The sequence below is a fragment of the Bathymodiolus thermophilus thioautotrophic gill symbiont genome (assembly GCF_003711265.1).
Taxonomy (GTDB): domain Bacteria; phylum Pseudomonadota; class Gammaproteobacteria; order PS1; family Pseudothioglobaceae; genus Thiodubiliella.
In genome coordinates this window covers 253,831-277,246 of sequence record NZ_CP024634.1, presented here as the reverse complement: position 1 = coordinate 277,246, position 23,416 = coordinate 253,831, and the positions used below count along the sequence as shown (strand labels likewise).

Here is a 23,416-nt window from a genome sequence, read left to right as displayed (position 1 = left end):
CTCATTCTTATTTACCAATGCAAAAAGAAGAAAAAATTTCGCCCAATAAATCATCCGATGAAAACTCACCAGTAATGCTCCCCAAATCCTGAGCAGCTTGGCGTAATTCCTGGGCAAGCAGTTCAACGGCACTATTATCAAGTTGTGCCAAAGCGTCACGCACCGCTGTTAATGCAGCTTCTAACGCAATAATATGGCGTTTTCGTGCCAACAAAACGCCTTCACCAGTATCGCTTAAACCCGCAATTTCTGCAAGTTTTTGTCTCAACAAATCAATCCCTTTCGAGTGTTTGGCGCAAATTGACAATTGAGTGTGGCATTCTAAATGCACCACACCTACAACATCGCTGGTTAAATCCACTTTATTCTTAATCAATAATATCGGTTTACCTTCAATACCGCTCGGCAAAATCGAAAAATCTGGCACTTTATCTTGCGCATCAAACACCAGCAACACGACATCTGCCTGTTCAATTTCCGAATATGCTCTTTTAATGCCCTCTTGTTCCACTTTGTCTTCACTCGTGCGTAATCCTGCTGTATCAATGATATTCAGCGGCATGCCGTGGATATGTATTGTCTCTTTCAGCACATCTCGTGTGGTGCCTGCAATGTCGGTAACAATCGCACTCGGTACTTGCGTTAATGCATTCAATAAAGAAGATTTGCCTGCATTTGGCTTGCCTGCAATTGCAACATTTAAACCTTCTCTTAAAATCGCACCTTGCTGCGCTGCACCTAAGATGACTTGAATATCCTGCTCAATTTGTTCAATCTTTTGTTTGACTTCGCCTGACGCCAAAAAATCAATCTCTTCATCAGAAAAATCAATCGTCGCCTCAACAAAAACTCGCAACTCAATCAACGCCTGAGTTAAAGCATTGACTTGATCAGAAAACTCCCCCGACAAAGATCTTAATGCCGAACGAGCCGATTGCTGCGAACTGGCATCAATAATATCTGCCACCGCCTCTGCTTGCACCAAATCCATCTTGCCATTCAAAAAAGCCCGTTTGGAAAATTCCCCCGGCTCAGCTGCCACCGCACCCAATGACATAGAAGTCTCTAACAACAAACGCATTACCACCATACCGCCATGCCCTTGCAATTCTAAAACATCCTCACCCGTAAATGAATGTGGTGCAGGAAAGAACAACGCCACCCCCTTGTCAATCTCATATCCATCCTGATGAAAAAACGAACCATAATGCGCATAACGCGCCTGCGGAATTTTCCCCAACATCTTTTGTGCAATTTCACCAGCCAGCATACCTGATACACGCACAACGCCAATACCGCCTTGCCCCAAAGCACTTGCCAATGCACAAATTGTCGTTGTATTATTCATCAGAAGAGCCTAAAGCCTAATTTAATTCTATTAACTTGCATTTTATCAGCGATGCGACTGTAATTAATGGCTAATCATTCATATTTACAAAGGCCTATCAAGCCAAACTCTTCATAACTTCAGGCATATTATAGCCAACCTTCGCACCAGACCACAATTGATTAACCTCTCTTTTATAGTTAGCCACACCTTCGGTATCAGCAAAGGAATCAAAGGATGACATGTATTCAACTAACTTACTGATTTGTGCCTTGTCTAAATAGTGATAGCGGTCGTTGTTGGTGTCAATGCTGATGCAGATTTTTGCGCTTTCATTGCTGTTGCTATTGGCAAAATAGTCTTCAATTAACACGCTGCCTTCTTGGTTGCGGTATTGTTTGGCGATGTCAACGCCGGTGTTGTCGCTTTGGTAATCGCTGTCGGCTTTGTTGGGTTTTATTAACGATCGGTGTTTAATCAAAAGGTTGTTGTTGCTTTTGTAATACATGGTGTCTTGATAACTGTCTAAATCAAAAGCGATGTAATCGTCTTTATCGGTGATGATTGTGCTAAAGATGTTGTCGTTGCCAACGATGAATATATCGGCGCCTGTGCCACCAGTAACTTTGTTTTCTGTGCCGCCTAAATACAATAAGTCATCACCTGATCCTGCGTCAATCTTGTTGTCGCTTGAGTTTTTGTGCATATATAAAGAATCATCGCCGGCGTTTGCCATAATAGAAGACTGATGGCTGGCGACTTCTAGTTCGTCGTTGCCATCGCGTAGATAAACGATGTTTTTGTTGCCAAATACTTTGCCGTGGTCATTACCTTTGCCTAAGTCCATGACATTGTGAGCACCGATTAAAATGCCGATGTCATCGCCAGTGTGACCGTGAATTTTGCCATAATTGCCAGTGGACACTAGATAGTCATCGCCTTCGTTGCCGGTGATATAGGCGCCCTCTCCAAATGCCCAAAGTTGGTCTCTGCCGGTACCGCCAAACAAAGTGTTGTAGCGACCTGAGGCAACGCCAATGTCATCGCCTTCGCCGCCAATGAACATGTGGTTTTGTCCGACATACACGGCGCTGTCATCGCCTTGGTTGCCGCTGATGGTGTTGCCTTCGCCAATGACATAGGCGACATCATCGCCTTTGCCACCCCAGACATTGTTGTTGGTGCCCATGAGTGCAAATAGGTCTTTGCCATCGCCACCCCATGCGAAGTTTTGGGCACCTATGTTGAAGAACAAATCGCCGTCATTGGACATAAAGCCAATGTCGGAGAAAAGCTCAAGTGCTTTGTCTTTTATGTTGGCAGAGTCTGTGGAGATGCTGCTGGATAGGGTTTCTGCCAGTTCTGGTAAACTGCTTAGGGTTTTGATTAGATTGGGTGTGAACATATTAAACAATGAGGGGAGTTTGAGGCCGCTGAAGCCGAAGGCTTTGTTGCTTTTGTTCTTTTTGGATTCGCTGTCGTTGTCTCCTGTGTTTGTGTTTGTGTTGTTGTCTTTGTTGTTTTCATCGTTATCATTGTTATTATCGTCGTCGTCGTCATCATCGTCCTTATCTTTGTCTTTAATGCCTAATGCATCTAAAGTGTTTTCACCCATGTCTTTGAACGATTCTCCTCCAGCGACTAATGCCTTAACAATGCGTTCTGGTTCAGATAAGGCGGTAATGGAGTTGCTAAAGGTGTCAGATACGGTGCCCAGGAGTTCTTTTAATAAATTTGATAGGGATAAATCGGGGGTGTTGGCTACGGCTTTGTAGATGTGGCCGAAGTTGGTGTATTTGTAACCCAGTATGTCGCCGAAGGTGATGTCTTTTGCTTGGGATGCCATTCCGTTGAGAATGCCGTTAATCAGTTTGGTTTTGACATTGCTGGGGGTGTAAGTAAAGGTGGTTTTGGGTTGGCCGTCTAAGGTGTAGCCTTGTTGCATAATGCCGAATAAGGAGGCGACGGTGGTGTCTAAAACAGAGGAGAAGGTATCGCCGAACATAAAACTGAAATTGCCGTTGCCAATGAGGATGTCGGAGCCTTGTCCGCCGATTGTGAGGTTTAAACTAAAGTTGCTGATGTGTTCTTTGAAGTTTTGCTTTGCTTGTTGGCGTTTGCTTTCACGCTGCATAAAGTTATTGGCTTGTTTGTTGAGTGCCATTTCTATGTCGTATTTTAACCCTCGGTCAGAGACTGCGTTTTGACCGCCACTGATTAAGATTTTCTCATAGTTGGTGTCGCTGGTTCTGTCTAAGGAACTCATGCTGGTGGCAAACTTCTTGGTTTTCTTCCAACTCCATAAGGCGTTTTGTCCAGAGTTGCTTATGTCTGCCATACCTTGTAAAGAGCCTAAGATATTGGCAGAGCCGTCAAAAGGATTGACAAATGGAATCATGGGGAAAGAAGGGTCGGTGGCAATGATTAGGTCGTTTCTAACGCCGTGGTTAACCACGACATTTTTAGTGCCTATTAAGATTTGCACACCTTCTAATGCACGATAGCCCCCTATTTCAACAAAACGACTGCTGTCGCCTATATCGCCGATGCTGACTAAAACATTGTTGCTGCCGTACATCAGTGTGTGGTGTGCGCCGTTGCCGACTTTGACATCTACATTGGTAGAGCCACCGAAGAGAGAGGCATGGTCGCCACCGCCGATATCGATTTGCACATTGAGAGCGGGGGCGGACATACCGCCTGTTTTGGTGTTTTCATTGTCGTTATTGGCAGGGGCGTTGCCATTGGGTAATCTTCTGAGTTTATTTTGGTTAACGGAATTGGCAAAATCAGTTTGGCGTTTGTCGATATCGTCTAGTTTTTGTTTGGTTGTTTCTGTTTCCGATTCTGATTGCCCTTGCCCTTGCCCTTGAGCGTGCTTGTCGCTTGTTTCTTGATTTTCTGCACCTTGTGTGTTTTTGTCATTATCCAAGTCTTCGTTTAAGCGTCTGCCATTGTATTTAATCAAAGTGCCTTCGTCGTTATACACTCTGCTAACCACAGCGCCAGTTGCGCCAAGACTGTAAACGGTTTTGGCAGCACTGTCTTTGTGCATCCAATTGCCTGCACCTGTGTTTGAAGTTAGTTTTCTGCCGTTTTCATCAACAGCAACATAACTGCTTCTAACAGCAACAGGGGCTTTGATGTTTGATTGACTGAGTTTTTCGACCATTCTTCTGCCGTATTGACTGTCGTTATTGTCAGTAGGATTGTCTGATTCCATATTACAACCAACGATGCTAATGCGTTGTATGTCTGCATTGCCTGCCAAGGCTCGATTGAGTTCGGTAATATTTGCACTTAATTCATCGGCAGTTCTGCCACCCATGGTTTGTGCGCCGTCCTTCTCTCTGCCATAACCCACAGCCACCATTTTGACTTTGCCGGTAATATCCTCAAGATCAAGGCCGTAAACCACTTGATGAGTGCCGTCTTTTTGCATTTGCACAATGGTGGTTTGTGCGGGGTGTTTAGAGGCAAGTCTAAAGGTACTGTCTCTAACATTGCCATCGGCTTCGGTTTGAATGAGGACTTGGTGGTCGTGGTTGGCTAGGCTGGGTTGGGGTTTTTGGGCTTCTGTGGTTAGTTTGTTGATTTGCTCTTGGCTTAAGTCAGCCCAGTTGTGGAGGGGGGTGTCTTGGTGGGGGGTGGTTTCGGCTAGGTGGACTGCAATGGTATCTACAGTTGATATGCCTTCCCTAGTGGTGTCAAGTACAACATTAATATTATCTGATATTTTTACTTTTTTATTATATCGTTTTAATTGACGAACAGTGTCGAGTGCATGGCTGTTTGAATCAAACAATAAGTCATTTTCTGCTGATTTTTGTGTGCTGCAAGTAGTGAATTTAATACTAACTTTTTTCTTTGGTTTTACCTTGATGCTTTTTTGCAAATTTATAATATGATCAGATAAACCTTTACTACCTATTCTTTCCAAGTCAGAGACTCGACCCATCACATGAATTTCATATTCTCCTTGTATATTAGCGTTGGTAACTATATTGCCATATGAATCATATACTCTTACCTCATTTGTTACGGGATCAAGTGTAGCAATATAACTGGTATTCGGGTATATCATTGTCATTCTGTCGGCGTATTTGTCAACGCCACTGTCATTGGATATTTTAAAAATAATATTTCTTTCATGAACGCTTGAATAGCTTGGTATATAAGGCAAATTGAATGAATAATTACGAAGCAAATAATTGTTGGTTTTCATATCTGGTTGCATGCTCACTTGAGCATCTTTGTATCTGTGCGCTACTCGCAAAACTTCTTTCACATACTCCATTCGAGTCACAGGTTCATTCAAAACATCAGGTTCCATTCTGTTAATGAGGCGTATATCTTTAATATTTACATTAGGATCAAGTGTTTTACTGATGTCAATCATATTGTTTACAATGTCATCACTATCGTTAAAGGCAAAACTAACCCTAACATCTCCTGTAATTAAAGAAAGTGGTGTTCCATATATAGTCCTAAACCCATTATATGAAACTTGAACGATACTTGTCTTGCCCTTAAAATTGGGGTGAGAAGCCAAATGATAAGAAGCGGTATGCCAAGAGCCAGAAGACTGAATGACAATATTATGGTATTTATTTAACGAATCGCTGTCAGACTTGTCTGCGCTATTTTCTATTCTTTGTAAAGAAGTCCTTTGGGGTTCTTCAGGTGTTATCCATGTTAATGTTTCATTACCTTGTATGGCAACACGATCAATCTTATTATTTACAAGTATCGTGACATTAGATTTGTCTTCATCATTTTGTGCGTGTATGGCTACAGTGCCTTTATTGGTGTAAAAATTGGGCCCTTCTGAAAAAGTTTTTTGTATTTTGAATAAACTTTGATCGGGTCTCATGTCTTTGCTTAAAACCACCCTTGTTTCCTTTGTATGTTTTCTAATATCAATCTGCGGAAGTGCATTTTCAGCAGAGGATATTTTTCTTTGTATCTCGGCAGGATCGTCTAAATTATTTAATTCTCCAATGAAATTTACCTTTAAGCGATCACCATCTTTGAATTCAAAATTATAATCATCTAGCACATCGTATTTTTGATTGGATTTATCGTAAACCAACGCTACATAATTTTTTCTAGAAATATCTGGCGCAAGCTCTTGTATGGTTTGCTTGAAATCCGCCCTATCATCAAATAAAAATACTTGAAAACAACGAGATTCTACAACCCCTTTTAATGTTTGATCAAATGCTGATAGTTTTTTGTGTTCTACTGACTCGTTAAAATTTTTTAGCATAGGTTCAAAATTATTACTATTGCCACTCCCAGCGTCATTGTCAAAAACAACAATCCGTCTGCTTCTTTCAAATAATGTAGGGTAATCTATTGATGTTTTATTGTCTTTTAAGGGCAATCCTTGTATGGTAAAAAATGGATTCATGTGTTCAATAATTTCTCTTCTTACTGGATCAATAATAGCATGAGAATCTAAAACAACAATCTTGTAAGCATCATTGTTATAACCATCTAAATTTTTTTCTATACGATCAACAAGACCCTCTCTTTGGGCGGGTGTCAACTTTTCAGTATCTGCTATAAAAACAATAAATTCAACGCCTCTAGTATTCCAATTTGATTGCCAAGAGCCTTGAGTGTCAAGAATATGTTTGCCAAGTGATTGCAGAGAAAGGTGGTTTACATGGTCAAGGTAAAACTTACCAAGTGGCACAATGCTAGTATTATATTGATCAAAGACTTGGTTGCTCCCATAGCCTCGTCTTGCCCGCTCAACTTCATTAGAAGTTATTCTGTTATACGCTTCGGAGATATCTTGAACCAAAGTGCCTGTAAATTCAGAATGAGGTGCGGCAACAAGAAGGTTATTATTAGCCATTAAGGGGTAAGTATGATGAAATGAATCAACTTCTTGTTTCCAGATAAAGCCATTCTCAGGGAAATTTCGGACATAATTATGCAAAAAATTATCTTGGGCAGTGCGATCAGAAATCAGTCCAACATCGGCATACATGCCACCCTCAGTATGTAATACAGAAAATCTAACAACATCAGATGCACCTGCCATAGATCCATTTTTAAGTTCAAATTGGTAAGCTTCTTTCATTCCAGACAACTCTGTGTCGTCGAATGATATGGGGGCCAATTCTAAATTTGGATTGTTCCCAGGAAAATCACCCCAATATTTGTTGGATTTTCCCTCAATCTCATTAATTTCTGCTATCGGAATGCCCAACACATCAACCATAAATCCTTTTATGGCATCACTGCTTAAGTCATGGTCTCCACAATAATCTGAGAATCTTTTTGTAAGTTTAATTGCTTCGTATCTACGATTACCACCTACAGTTAAATTGTTATTTACATGGGTCTGCATTCTTTTCTTAAGTTCATTCATTAATAAAGAATCAGGATCGTAATGGAGGCGTACGGTTAATTTATCATTTTGCCTTTTGATGGCTTTAATGTTTTCCAAATAGAGTTTTGGTATTGAGCCACCCGTCCAAACATAATGAATTATATTAGGTATTTTGTTGCCCTTTGTAATGGTAACTGGAAACTTATTGTTCATTTCAATACGATGCTCACTTCTAGAAATAGCTTCCACAACATAGTTGTCAAATGTTGCTATATCTGCCTGCATCGAAGGTGGAGGGTTGCCCGTATCGGAAAAATTACTCAACTTCTCCTTTATCCCTTGAAAGAAAGATATTTTTTCTTGTGCACTCATATCCTTATAGTCGAAAGCGTCAACATAGTCCCTGCACTCGGAAAGAATCTTATAAAATTCATTCTCCGCAGGAGTTCTAGCAGACGCCGTTAACGACTCTAATTTTCTAATTCGTTTAGAAATAAAATCAAATATTGTTAAACTTAACGGATTCTTAAGATTGTCGGCAGTGGTTTTGGCATCTTCAGTTTTTGAAACAATATTACCATCACGCCAACTATAAACCGTTTTAGCTCCCCCTGTTTTCATGGTTTTGGTGCCATCATCATTAATTTGCACCTCCCCTGCTCTACCAGTAATGTCTGCATTTTTTAGGGTAGGTATGTTGTTATAAACAGCACGGGCAAAGTCTTTGGTTAAAGTTTTCCCAACGCCATCGGTGTCACAACCTACCAAGGCAATGCGCTCAAAATAAGTATTTTCATTGCTGTAAGTGTCATTAATTTGCTTGACTTTGTCAATCAAATTATCCATGTTACTTTCGTCTGTCACAAAGTTTCCCCCATGATCAACAAAACTAAGTCGCACATTGCCTTTAGGGGTATAAAACTCATTGTCTGAGGTGACTAATTTGTTATCAGCATCAAAGTGAACAATGATGCTGTTGTCAGGGTGTTTGTTAGCAAGGTCTTGGGCAGCTTTAATTGCGGTGTCGCTATTACCGTGTTGGACGATAATATTGGTTCGGTAGTTGCTGAAATTTTCTGCGGGTCGGCAACGAAAAATCATATCGCCAGATATATCAGATCTATTTCTCACCAAACGAGATATATTTTTTTGATTGGGAAAGTGATTGACATTATCGGACATAAATTCGACTCTATCAACTGGACGAGCATTTTCTGGTTGATACAACATAACAGGCTTAGCAGTTCTGTCCTCTAAGTTGTAACTGAAAATAGCAAGATCTTGTTGTTTTTTTGCCTTATTTATTAATTTTTCTTCAAGCTTTGGGTCTTTTTTTAGCAATGCCTCATCAACAAAAATAGCATGCATCCTATTGCTTTCATTGAATTTTCTAAGAAAAAGTGTTGCCTTTTCATTTAACTCATTAAGCCCCTTCATATTCACACTTCTCATGGTTTGATGGGAAGGACTATCAGGTCGCTCTATTGGCGAGTTAACGGATCCTGGGTCGAAAACATAAAGCTGTCCATCTTTGCCCATTAGCATTTGGAGATCGGGAATATACAGATCTGGATTTTGCTCAAACTTGTCCGACAAACTTTGAATGTCATCCAAAGTTCTTTTTGTTATGTATTCGTTTTTCATCAGATTGGGTGAATCTGGTCTGGTAATTTTCGAATCAGGGATATGTTCAACTAAAATTCCTTGGTGCTTTTGTTGATACTGGTCGGTCATAACAATGGTCTTATAGTATTCCGGTGTTTTAATGCCAAGTTCTCGCATTTTATTAATCCAGGCAACTTCATTTTTCAGATTTCTGACCTTTGTTGGTGTTTCAATGTCTAATTGCAAGAACAATAGATTGGGATGATCTTTTAGAGTGTAAGCAGCTTTCATAGAGCCACTAGCAATCTTCTTGCCTATGTCGTTATGATCCAATGAATCGGGTATATCTGCAGAAGGCGTATCGCTCAATCCCAATTTTAAACTTGCTAAAATTTCGCCAATATGCGCAGAGCTTTCTGTTGCCCAAACAGTCTTTCTATTTTCATAATCCCAACTATGAATGATTTTTTGGTCTGAACCACTCATTGTTTTAGAGCCATCTGCATTAATTTGCATATCGCCTGATCTGCCTGTAACACTGGCACCTCTGAGGTATTCTCGTGTATAAAGTTGTTCGGCGTAACGCTTGCTAAGATCTTCGTTGTTACAACCCACTAGGGCAGCACGATTTAAGTAGGCGTGACTGTCCACTGAATCTATATCATAGTGTTGAGCTATTCCATCAGTGTAATTTGCTAATTTTTCAGCACCAACTTCTTCCAATTCTTCTGGATGCCCTACAATATTGATCCGCACACTCGAATCAGGTATAAATTCTTGACCGTCTGGAAAAACCAATTCACCTTGTTCGTTAAGTGTCACAACAATACTATTTTCAGGGTGTTTTTTATATAACGATTCAACAGCATCCTTGGTAATTTGATCTTCACCAATTGACAAAATAATGTTGTGTTTATTTTTGCCGTTGCTTTTAAGGTTTAAGGCTGCGTATCCCTCAGGGGTGGTTACACGAAAAACAGATTTAAGTCTTTTTTTCCAGCCTTGTTCTTTGGCAAAATTAAGGCAATCTTTTTTCAAATCAACACTTTGGGCTTCGGTATTTTGGGTAATGACTTCAATAGTATCAAAAGTCAAATCTTGACTATTACTTGGCTGATGGACAACTTCTTTTTGACCTGTTACAACATCATAAGTAACAATAACTTTGTTTTCATCTTTCTGTGCATCGCTTAGCATTTGTTGTTTTAATGCATCATCAGATGATTCCCAAAGTTGCTTGTCAATATAGGTAATATGGTTGAGTGTTTTATCAGTAAAACGCTTGTGGTGTTTTAAAATATGTTGTTCAAATGTTTGTAAAGCATTTAACTGAAGCGCATTATGCGCGCTGCTTGAGTCAGTATCAATATTCTGTGGATCCATAATATATAACTGACCATCTTCAGCAACAATCCCTTGAAAATCTAACACAAAAAGATTGGGTTTTTTTTCAAATATTTTTTGTAAATGTTTAATATCTTTTAAGGTTTGGTTATTACTATTATTACGCACTTCTGGCAAACATCTTGTTGTTTTGTTTGTTAATCTTACCTCTTGTGCACCTTTAATTTTTTGCACAACTAAACCGTGTCGCTCAGTATTAGATTCATCTATAAATTTGATTTGTTTATAGCGTTTAGGTGTTTTTATACCAAGCGAATCTAGTTGTTCTAAGTGCCTTATTTCTTCTTCAATATCGGAGGCTTTATGGCTTGATCCTAATAGCAACACCAATAAATCAGGTTGATTTTTAAAATTGTAGGCAGTTTTATGCATACCCGAGTCAACAGAATCTTCTATGTCTACCTGCTTACTGTTTAATGTGTCTGGAATACTGTCTATATCAATAGTATCAGACGAACCTTCAGAATTTGCACCGCCAAGTTTCAAACCCTTTAATATCTCAGCCACACGCTTAGATTCTTCAGTTTGTTTGGTAACAATGTTTAAATCACTGTTCCACTGATAAATCATCTTTTCACCCCCCACAACCATGGTCTTGGTGCCGTCTGGGTTGATTTGTATATCTCCATGTCTGCCGGTTATTTCGGCACTTTTTAGTGCGGGGGTGTTGTTATAAATGGTCTTGGCGAAGTTACGGGTGAGGTCTTGGTTGGCGCCGTCGGTGCTGCATCCTACTAGGGCGATGCGTTTGATGTTGATGTTGGTGTTGCTGTAGGTTTGGTGGAGTGTTTGGGCTTTGTTTGCGAGTGATTGTGCGCCTTCTTGGCTTAGGTTGGTGCCGTGGTCGACAAAGTTAATGCGGGTGTCGCCTGTGGGGGTGTAGGGGGCGCCTTTGAGGGTGATGAGGTTGCCGTTTTGGTCGAATTTGACGAGGATGCTGGTGGTGGGGTGTTTGTTGAATAAGGCGTTGGCTGCTTCGATGACGGTGGGGTCGTTGCTGTTTTGGACGATGATGTTGCTTTGGTATTTGGATGTTTTTTGGGTGGATTGGGGGTTGGGTTGGGTATTGGGTTGGGTGCTGGGGGTTGTTGGGGTTGGGGTGAAGGGTAGGCCTCTTTTTGCGAAACTGTGTCTGGTGAGCCAGTTTGCGTGGAGTCTGGTGTTGGCTCTGTTGGTGGTGATGGCTTGTTGTAGTTGGGCGACGATGGCTTGGGTGTCGATGTCGTCGTCGGGGTCGTCGTCGGTGTTGACGGTGTAGGTGTTGTTGAGGGTGTCTTCAACTAGGGTGTTGATGGATTTGCCGTTGGCGATGATGTGGTATTCTATGCGGGTTACTTCGATGTCGTTTTCTTGGCCGTAGAGGTATTCTATTTGGTTGGTGCTGGTGTTGTAGTAGATGACAATGTCGTGTTTTGTTTTGAGTTGCATTGCTAGGTCAACATTTGCGTTGGATAGGCCGGTGATGATAAAGATTTGAGGCGCTTGGGAGGAGGGTAAGTTTTGGAAGAAGTGGTGATTGATTGTGGGTTTGAACCATTTTTGTGCTGTTTGGGTGTTTTGTTCTTCTTGGGTGTTTTGGGGGTTGTTGGGGTTATTGGGATTGTTGGGGTTGTTGTTATTGCTGGAGGTGCCTGTTCTAGAGTTGTTGTTAAGTTGGTAATTGCCAGAGGTTTGGTCGAAGGTGTCGTTGTCGCCTAGAGGGTTGGTTGTTGAGGTGGACATTTTGGCTTTTATTGAGAGTGAGGATTTGTTGTCGTCAAACATTTGGATGTTGGATATTTGGGCGCCGATGTCATGTAAGGCGCTGTTTGAGAACAGTTTGGTGTTGGCGCTTAAGATTTGGCTTGAGGTGTAGAGTAAGGTGCCTTTGGTTGCTTGGTCGTTGGCTTTGATGAGGTAGTAGTTTATGGTTGTGTTGTCTCGTTCTATTTTTAGATAATCGCCTGCTGAGTAGAGGTATTGGTCGGTGGGGAATTCTTTGACGCATTGGTTGTTTTCGTAGATGGCGTTGATGTTGCCGGTGTTGTTGATGTGGATGGCAAAACTTGTTGTTGGGTTGTTGTTGTCGTTATTATTATTATTATTGTTGTTGCTGTCGCTGTTGTTGTTGGTAGACAATCCAACCATTAGGGCTTTGTTGTTACTGCCTATTTTGACGATAACGCTGCCATTGTCTGTAAAGCCTTTGGCGGAGGTGATGTTGGTGTTCCAGCCGGTGTTGGCGGTTTTTTCGTAGAGGTTGCCGGTGTGGATTATGTTGTTGCTATTGTTGTTGCTATCGTTATTGGTGTTGTCGTTGTCGTTGGTGTTGGCGTTACTGTTGTTAATGTTAAAGTTGGTGTCAAGGGGGATGTTGGCGAGTTCTATGGAGCGGGTGATGTTGCTGAAGTTAATGTTGTTGCCGTGTGTGTCTTTGACATTGATGAGAATGATGTCGTTTTTGTTGTCGATGTCAAAATCTTTGGCGTTGATTTGGTCGTTGATTGTAACGGTGTGGGTGAACTCTAATGTGTTGGTGGTTGTGCCGTTGGTGCCTGTGAGGAAGAAGGCTTTGTTGGCGATAATAATTTTGTTGCTGCCAACTTTGGCGAGGGTAACGGCTTCGTCTAGGGTTAGGGTTACTTTGATTTCATCGCCAACATTGAATTCGCCGTTGCTGTCGGCAACATCTCTGTTGATGTGCCAAGCGTTGTTTTTTAGGGGTTCTGGGGCGCCGGAATCGATGGATAGGTTTGAGTTTTTGCCAAAGATTTCAATTTCACGGAAGTTTTGTGCATCGCCGCTAAAGGTGAGTTTGACTTGGTCGAAGATAACATAGGTTGCGGGGGTGATGGTGACAATGTTGCCGGCATTGCTGATGGTGCGGCTGAGTACCACGACGCCGTCTTTGAGGAATTCAACGACTGAGCCGTTGATTCTGTTGGTGAAACTTTCGCGGTTGTAGAGTTTAAAACTGCCGTTGCTGTAGTTGGCTGCGCCAAAATCAAACAAAATGTGTTTGCCGTCGGCATACATGGGGTGTGTGGCATAATCTAGGGCACCGCTTGCACTGGTGTTGCCATCGGTCATGCGTTGAATGTTGGTGGCGGCGTCATCGGTGTACCAACTGCTAACATTGGTGCTGATGGTTGCCAATCCTTGTTTGCTGAGGCTTAGGTTTTGTATGTTGGGGATGATGTCTATGCTGTTGGGAACCTTGTTAAGGTTGATGTTGTTGCCGTCTGTGTCTTTGATGTCGATTAGGACAATGTCGTTGTTTTTGTTGTTAATGTGAAAGGCGGTATCAATTTTGTCGTTGACTTGAACGGTGTAAGCGAACTCTAGGATGTTGGTGATTTTGCCGTTGACGCCTGTTAAGAGGAATTCTTTGCCGGCAATGATGACTTTGTTCTTGCCGACATTGGCGAGGGTGATGCGTTTATCTAGAGTTAGGGTTACTTTGATTTGGTCGCCGAGGGTGAAGACGCCTTTGCTTATGTTTTTGCTTTTTTTGGTGTTGTTGTCGCTGTTGTTATCGTTATCGTTATCGTTATTGTTGTTGTTGGGTATGCTGTTGGTGTGCCAGGCGTTTGTGATGGGTTTGGGGGCGTGTACATCGATGGAGAGTGCTGAATAGTTGCCGCTAAATATTTGCATTTCTGACAATGTGGCGCCGACATCGTGGAAGGCGCTGTCTAAGAACAATTGGGTGTTGGCATTTGAGGTTTTTTTGGAGGTGTAAAGTAAAGTGCCTTTGGCAAGGGGGCCGTCGGCGGCTTTGATGTGGTAATACTTTATGCTGGTGCCTGAGCGAACGACTTTCATGTAGTCGCCTTTGGCGTAGGTTACGCCTGTGCAGTATATGCGTTCGCTGGATTCATAGACAATAAGTGTCTTGTTGGTGCCGGGGTCGGCGTATAGGGCGTAATCTAGGCTGTCGTAAGAATTGTTGCTGTTGTTGCTTGATAGGCCGAGCATTACTTTTTTGTTGGATGCGCCAATTTTGGCGATGACATAGCCGTCGTTAACAAAACCTTTGGTGGAGGCGACATCGGCATTCCAGTTGGCGTTGGCGGTTTTTTTGTAAACGCCGTTGATGTGGGTTATTCTATTATTACCGCCAATGACAAAGTCGGTGTTAAGGGATGCATTGGCGAGTGAGACGGCGCCGGTAATACTGCTGAAGTTGATGTTGTTACCGTCGGTGTCTTTGATGTCATTTAGGACAATGTCTTTTTTACTGTTGATGTTAAAATCTTCGGCGTTGATGTTGTCATTGGCTTGTACGGTGTAAGTGAATGTTAGGGTCTTGGTGGTATCGCCGTTGGTGCCTGTTAAAAAGAAGTCTTTGTTGGCGATGGTGATTTTGTTGCTGTCAACTTTGGCGAGGGTAACGGCTTCGTCTAAGCGTAAGGTTACTTTGATTTCATTGCCAACGGTAAAGGCGCCACCGCTATCGGCAATGTCTCTATTGATACGCCAAGCGTTATGTTTTAGGGGCTCTGGGGCGCCAGCGTCTATTGATAGGCTGGCGTTTTTGCCAAAGATTTCAACTTCACGGAAGTTTTGTAAATCGCCATTAAAGGTGAGTTTGACTTGATCAAAGACAATGTCGCTGCTGGGGGTGATTTCAATAACATTGCCAGCATCGCTGATGGTGCGGATGGAAACCACGACGCCGTCTTTGAGGAACTCAACGACTGAGCCGTTGATTCTACTGGTTAGGATTTTGCGGTTATACAACTTAAAACTGCCGTTGTTGTAATTAACCCCTTTAAAATCAAATAAGATGTGTTTGCCATCGGCATTTTTTGGATGTGTGGCATAATCTAGTGCACCGTTTGCACGGGTGTTGCCATCGGTCATGCGTTGAATGTTGCTGTTGGTGTTGTTGGCATACCAGCGGGTGATGTTGGTGGTGATTGTTGCCAGTCCTTTGTTGTTAAGGGCAAGGTTTTGGCTGTTGGGGGTGATGTCTATGCCGTTAGAGAGGTTGCCAAAGTCGATGCTGTTGCCGTCTGTGTCTTTGATGTCGGTTAAGACAATGTCGTCTTTGTTGTCAATTAAAAAGGCGCTGTTGATTTTGTCGTTAAGTTGAACGGTGTAAGCAAACTCTAAGGTTTTGGTAACGGTGCCATTGGTGCCGGTTAAGAGGAATTCTTTGCCAGCAATAATGATTTTGTTACTGCCAACTTTGGCTAAGGTAACGGCTTCATCGATGTTTAGGGTTATTTTAATTTCATTGCCAAGGGCAAAAGCACCTTGGTCGTTAACAGTACCACTGATGTGCCAAGCGTCCTTGGTGGGTTTGGGGGCGTAAACATCCACTGAAAATGCCACATGACTGCCACTAAATATTTGCATGTTTGATAATTTGGCACCTGCACCATAAAGAGAACTGTCTAAAAACAATTGGGTGTTGGCATTTGAGGTGTTGTTTGAAGTGTAGAGTAAGGTGCCTTTGGCAAGTGCGCCGTCAGCTGCCTTAATGTGGTAGTACTTGATGGTGCTGCCTGATCTGGCGATTTTTATATAGTCGCCAACGGCATAACTCACTTGTGTGTCTTTTTTGTAATGACCTTTTTCATAGATTAAAAAGGTATTGTCGGACACATACAAAGCATAATCCATATTATGGGTGCTGTTGTTGGTATTGACACTTGAGAGCCCTACTCTCATGTGTTTGCCAAGGGAGCCAATCTTGGCGATGGCATAGCCATCATTGGTAAAGCCTTTGGCGGAAGTGATATTGGTGTTCCAATTGCTTGCAAGGATTTTTTCATACACGCCATCAGTGTGTGTTATGGTGCTCAAGTTAGGCAAAACAAATGAATGAAAACTGGCAATAAGAGGTTTGGTGTTAATAACAAGGTCGGTGTCAATCAATTTGTTGCTCAGTCCAACAGGGCTGGTGGCATTGCTCATATCCACTGAATTGCCTTTGTCATCTACCACGCCTGTTAAAAGAACATCGTAACGCATACTGGTGGCAATCAGTTTGTCGTTGGCTTGAATGGTGTAGGTAAAATCTAAGGTATTGGTAACGGTGCCGTTGGTACCTGTTAAAAGGAATTCTTTGCCGGCAACCACGATTTTATTGCGACCGACATTGGCAAGGGTAACGCGTTTGTCTAAAGTGAGTGTTGCTTTGATGGTATCGCCAATGGTAAAGATGCCTTTGCTGTTGGCGGGTTCGCAGTCTATGTGCCAAGCGTTGGTAGTGGGTTTTGGTGCGTAAACATCGACGGAAAGAGTGGGTTTGTTGCCACTTAATATTTGCATCTCTGATAACTTAGCACCTATGCTGTGAAAGGCACTGTCTAAGAACAATTGGGTGTTGGCATTTGAGGTTTTGCTGGAAGTGTAAAGTAAAGTGCCTTTGGCAAGGAGGCCGTCAGCGGCTTTGATGTGGTAATACCTTATGGTGGTGCCTGAACGAACGACTTTCATATAGTCGCCAATGGCATAAGCAACACCGGTGTCTTTTTTACGATCGCCATTTTCATAGATGACAAACTTACTGCCGATACCGCCATCTGCATACAAAGCATAATCTATGCTGCCGTAAGAATTGTCGGTGTCGTCACTGGAGAGTCCAAGCATCATGCTTTTGCCAAGGGCACCAATTTTGGCGATGACATAGCCGTCGTTAACAAAGCCTTTGGTGGAGGTTACATCGCTGTTCCAGCCGGCATTGGTGGTTTTTTCATAAACGCCATTGGTTAAGGTGATGCGTTTATCACTGCTTATGGTTAGGTTGTTGTCAAGTGAGGTGTTAGACAGTTTGACGGGGGTGGTGTAGGTGATGCTGTCAAAATTAATGTTGTTGCCGTCGCTGTCTGTGACATTGTTGAGAATAATGTCATTTTTGTTGCTGATGTTAAAGTACTGGGCGTCAATTTTGTCGTTGATTTGAACGGTGTAAGTGAATACCAGTGTGTTGGTAACGGTGCCATTTTCACCGGTTAATAAGAAGGCTTTGCCAGCAATCATAATTTTGTTGCTGCCAACCTTGGCTAAGGTTACGGCTTCGTCTATGGTGAGGGTTAATTTGATTTTATCACCGAGGGTGAAGACGCCGTTGTTATCGGCGGTTGTGGTGTCTATTTGCCATGCGTTGGTGCTGATGGGTTTGGGTGCGTAGACATCTACTGAGAATGGCAGATGATTGTTGCTGAATATTTGCATTGCTGATAATTTGGCACCTACGCTGAGAAAGGCGCTGTCTAAGAACAATTGGGTGTTGACATTTGAGGTTTTTTTGGAGGTGTAAAGTAAAGTGCCTTTGGCAAGGGGGCCGTCGGCGGCTTTGATGTGGTAATACTTTATGCTGGTGCCTGAACGAACGACTTTCATATAGTCGCCAATGGCATAAGCAACACCGGTGTCTTTTTTACGATCGCCATTTTCATAGATGACAAACTTACTGCCGATGCCGCCATCTGCATACAAAGCATAATCTATGCTGCCGTAAGAATTGTCGGTGTCGTCACTGGAGAGTCCAAGCATCATGCTTTTGCCAAGGGCACCAATTTTGGCGATGACATAGCCGTCGTTAACAAAGCCTTTGGCAGAGGTAACATCGGCATTCCAGCCAGCGCCAGAGGTTTTTTCATAAGTGTCGTTGGTGCGGGTTATTCTGTTGCCACCGCCGATATCAAAATTGGTGTCAAGTGATGTTTTGGAGAATTGTATGGGGCTGGTAATACTGCTGAAGTCGATGTTGTTGCCGTCTGTGTCTTTAACATCAGTTAGGGTGATGTCGTATTGGTTATCGATATTAAAGTCTTTGGTGCCTATTGTGTCGTTTGCTTGAATGGTATAGACAAATTCTAGGGTGTTGGTGCTGGTGTTGTTTTCACCGGTTAATAAGAAGGCTTTGCCAGCAATCATAATTTTGTTGCTGCCAACTTTGGCTAAGGTAACGGCTTCATTTAAGGTGAGGGTTACTTTGATTTTGTCGCCAATGGTTAGGATGTTGTTTGTGTTGCCTGTGTTGTTTGTGTGGCTGGTTTCGCCTTTTATGTGCCAAGCATCGGCAATGGGTTTTGGTGCGTGTACATCTATGGTGTATGGGCTTATGTTGCTTAGTCCCTTGACTAGCTTTACATGGGTAAGGGTAAGGTTTTTGTCTTTGATGGAGGTGTCAATGTGTAGTGCTGAGGTGGCGGATATGCCGGTTTGGGTGGCGAGTATGCGGAGGGTGTTGCCGTTGTGGTCGAGGTGGTAATAGCGAATGGTGGTGCCGTGGCGTTCAATCTTAATTTGGTCACCTGCTTGGTAGCGATAATTTAAATCGGTGTATTTGGTGTTGTTGTTGCGAACATCTTTTATTTTGTTGTTGTGAATAAAAACGGCGTGTTCAATGGTTTTGTAACTGCCGTCTGGGTTGTCGGTGGACAGGCCGAGCATCAAGCCTTTTCTGGCAGAGGTGGCGTTTAGGGTAAAAATGGCATAGCCATCGCCGACAAAACTTTCTTGAGAAAAGGCATCGGTATTCCAAGAGGCATCGCTTGATTCTTTACTAATGGTATAACCTTGGAATGTATTGCCAGATACGCTTAAGTTGCGTTGGTCAAATTTAGTGGCAATGGTGTTGTTGAGTGAGATGGGGTAAATGATGTTGGTAAAAGTAGGCGGATAGCCGTCGTTGTCAGAGATGCCACTGATGATGAGATCGGAGAAGGATTGAATGGCAAAACTTTTGCCTTGGGTAAAGGCATCGTTGATTTGGACGGTGTGTTCAAAGATTAATTGTGTGTTTTTTACTGTGATTTCATCTGGATTGGTAGAGGGGTCGGCAAACCCTTTGTTGGCACAAAGGGAGAAGACCAAGCCGTTGATGATGACCTTGGAGTCGGCAGCGTATTTTGCTTTGCCTTCTTGGTATTTCATGGCTCTGTCCATGGTTAAGGCAATCATGACTTTATCGCCTATTTCAAAAACACTTTTGGTGGCTGGGTGTTGGCTTGTTGGATAGACTTTCATGGCAACTAAGGCAGGTCCTTTTTGCTTGATGGCTTTGCTGCCGATTTCTTGATTTTTTAGATGGGCATCGCCCAAGCGTTGACTGGCGCCTTGTTGTTCCTTTTGTTGGTGTAATTGATTCTTTTGGTTGCGTTGTTTGACATTGTTGAGCTCTTGTTGTGTTTTGCTTTTGCTTTTGTCAATGCCACCTTTGCTGTTTTCAATGTCTTGATTAGCACCGTTTGTTATTTTGTCGGTGTTGCCGAATTGTGTATAACTGTTGTGGTAATCGCTTTGTCCACTTTGGTTTAGTTCGTCGAGTCCGGTGGAATGTGTTTGACTTTGGTTTTGACCTTGTCCTTGTCTTTGGCTTTGAGTTTGAGTTTGAGTTTGAGTTGGTATTAAACTATTGTTGTTATTGTTTAAAAAGGCTGTTACTGTTTGTGCGTCATGATTGGCGTCTTCTTCGTTGACTCGTGTATCGGATTTTAAAGTGTTGACGGTTTGCTTGTCTTTGCTTGATTGGGTGTCTATATCTGAATCTTCGTTGGCGTCTGTGTCTTGGTATTGTGATTGGTCAATGTCTTTATTGGCAGAGTTTACATTTTGGGTGTATTCGGTTTTTGTTTTGGGGGTGGAGTGGCTGGTGCCACGGAGTTTGGTTGTGTCTGCTTCATCGCCGTTGATGACTGTGCCGATGGTTTGGCTGACTAAGACACTTTTGGCGGTTTCTTTTAAGTTAGACAGCATGCCTTGCATTAGGGCTTTCATTTTGGCGGTAACGCTTTGTTTGTTGGTGCGTATTTCAATCATAGCGCCGTAGAAATCGCCGTCGCCGATTTTGACAGTGATGTTGCCTTTGCCTGCGGCTAAGGCGACATTCATACCATCGCCATAGCGTACATTGATGTTGTAATCGCCTTTCATAACAGCGACATTAACGCCGTGTCCGACGCGGGTGTTGAGGTTGTATTTACCAATCAAAGCGTTGACGGCGATGCCATCGCCAACAAGGGTGTTGACATTGAATTTACCGATGGAAAGTCCGACATGGAAGCCGTCGCCGACTTTGGTGGTAATATTGGCTTTGCCGATGGCAACCATTGCGCTGTGGCCAGAGCCGACTTTGGTTATCAAATTGCCTTCGCCAATGCCAATTTGCAAACTGTCGTTGTCGCCAACTGAGGTGAGTATATTAAGTCGACCGATGCCAGCTTGTATGGTTTGACCGAGACCGACTTTGCTGATGACATTAGCATCGCCAATGCCAACACCTAGCATAGCGCCATTACCGACATGGGTAATGATATTGGCTCGGCCTACAGCAAATGTGACCATACTGCCTTCGTTGTTGCTACCGAGTAATGCAGCGCCAGTGGCTTTGAGTGCGTCAAAGCCTGATTCTAAGAATTTTTGTGGGGCAGAGAAGATGTCTCCTCTTGGGAACAGACGATGTCTTTCTAAAACGGGGTCTGAAACGATAGCGTCAAGTGGGGACACGGTAACGCTGAAGTCTGCCAATGAAGAGATTCGGGTAACGATGTTTGCTTGGCCTATTACTAGGCTAACGGTGTTGCCATCGCTGCTGCCTGCTAAATTAATATGGGTCACAATGTTGGCTTGGCCGATGGCGGCTGTTATTAGATTGCCTGCGCCAATCTTGGTAACAATATTGGCTTCACCAACGGCAAATGCAACTGAGAATCCATTGCCGATATGGGTAAAAATATTACCCCCTCCAATCATGGTTGCTAAGGTGGTGCCATTGCCAACTTTGGTAAAGACATTGGTACATCCGCCTATCATTAAAGCGGCACTAAAGCCGTTGCCAATGTGGGTGAAAACATTGGCAGTGCCTGCAAGCATGATTGCGACTGAGGCGCCGTTGCCAATTTTAGTAAAGATATTGGCTTGTCCCCCTATCATCAATACAGCACTTGGACCATCGCCAATGTGGGTAAAAATATTACCCCCTAATGAAAACATAACTGCCAATGTAGCACCGTTGCCAACTTTGGTGAAAAAGTTAGCGCCTGTGGATATCATTAATGCAGCAGTCATGCCGTTGCCGACATGGGTGAGGACATTGCCAGTGCCAAACATACCGACAATAACATCGCCATCACCGACTTTGGTGGCAATGTTGCCTATGCCTAGCATAAGTAAATAAACATTGCCATTGCCGATGTGGGTAACGACATTGGCAAGACCGAACAACAGGGCTATTATATCGCCATTACCTGATTTGGTAATAACATTGGCGCCGCCAAGCATTCTGGTTTGAATATCGCCATCGCCGATGTGGGTGAGGACATTGCCACCGCCATACATAGATATGTTAATGTCGCCATTGCCGTCTTTGGTAACCACATTCAAACCGCCGAGTAAAGAGCCGCTAATGTTGCCTGTAGAAAAATCAGTGAAGACATTGGCACCAGCCAAAAGATGGAGTATGGAATCTCCAGTGCCCTCTCTGGTGATGATATTGGCACCACCGAACAATTCAGCACTTAAGGTGCCGTGTCCTTTGTAGGTAACAATATTGGCTATGCCAATACCTGTCAAGCTTAAATCACCTTTGCTAACATCTACATTGACGATATTGCCTAGAGAGATAAGTATTAAATTTGTATCGCCACGACCATATCTGTCTATTTTGTTTAAACGGAAGCCGCCGAGTTTTGCTTTTAATTTGCCATCTGTTGACCAAGTAACGATATTGCCACCACCTAAGATGGTTAAATCTCCATTGCCTTTTATGCCAGAACGGGTAATAAAGTTACCACCGCCACCGCCCATAAAGGTCATATTGCCATAATCCCCTGTGTGATCAACTTTGTTGATAATGCCAATGCCTTTAAACGAAAGGTTGCCATTGGCAGAATGTTTGACAACATTGGCACCACCACCACCAATAAAGTCGGTGTTGCCATATTCGGCTGTATTGATAACATGATTACCTATGCCCACACCTTTGAAGAAGACATTGCCTTTGTATCCGCCTCGTCGTTCTACTTTGTTGTATCCACCAATGCCTCTAAAGTTAATGTTGCCTTGGTGCGTGATATTGGTCACTTTGTTGTAAAAGCCTGCACCTGTGAAAACAATGTTGCCTGAAATGCCTCGTCGTTCTACTTTGTTGTAAGCACCTATGCCACTGAAATAGATATTGCCTTGGTTGGCAGTGTTGGTAACTTTGTTTAACGCACCAGCACCTTTGAAATTAATAGTGCCACGCTCTCCACCTCGTCGTTCCACCACATTCGACATACCGGCACCTGTGAAATCAATATTGCCATACTTGACATCGTTGATCACCCTATTTGAAATACCAATACCTAAAAATGAAATATTACCTGTATTGCCATGACGATACACATCGTTACTTGCCGCTGCACCATCAAAATTAATATTGCCCGATCGACCCGTATGTCGCAAAGTCATTGCTCCAGAAAGACCCGTCACAGACATATTGCCCCAATCGCTTTTATTGATATTCATAAGGCCAGCAGCACCATAAATACTCAAGTCTCCCCAAGTGTCATAAACATCAAGCTTTAAACTGGCAGCATAGACCGTGTCATTCCCCCCATGCATATAAACACCATCCCCCCATACGGCAAAGCCAAGCGCAGTTAGTGTGTTATCGCCATCATCTCCAACATAACTGCCGGTTACAAAGTATACAATGCTGTCGACAACGGATCTGAATATGTTTACTACGGAGCCCATGGGAGCCTTGGGTTTGTGGGTGAATATAGAGGGTTAAAAGTGGGTTTTTGATGAGG

Annotated in this window: 2 protein-coding genes; both read right to left on the bottom strand. The window is 42.9% G+C overall.

Annotated elements, in window-relative coordinates; translation table 11 throughout:
• Nucleotides 1-7 precede the first annotated feature (7 nt).
• Nucleotides 8-1,348, bottom strand: coding sequence for a tRNA uridine-5-carboxymethylaminomethyl(34) synthesis GTPase MnmE (gene mnmE, locus MS2017_RS00800; protein WP_122950947.1), 1,341 nt, complete (start codon nucleotides 1,346-1,348; stop codon nucleotides 8-10).
• Between the two features lie 97 nt (nucleotides 1,349-1,445).
• Nucleotides 1,446-23,360 (bottom strand): C80 family cysteine peptidase, encoded by a 21,915-nt coding sequence (locus MS2017_RS00795; RefSeq protein ID WP_122950946.1) that lies wholly within the window; start codon nucleotides 23,358-23,360, stop codon nucleotides 1,446-1,448.
• Nucleotides 23,361-23,416 lie beyond the last annotated feature (56 nt).

Bases quoted from the DNA above. Each gene is read 5' to 3' on its own strand.
- mnmE (WP_122950947.1), bottom strand. From the start codon at position 1,348: ATGAATAATACAACGACAATTTGTGCATTGGCAAGTGCTTTGGGGCAA.
- MS2017_RS00795 (WP_122950946.1), bottom strand. From the start codon at position 23,360: ATGGGCTCCGTAGTAAACATATTCAGATCCGTTGTCGACAGCATTGTA.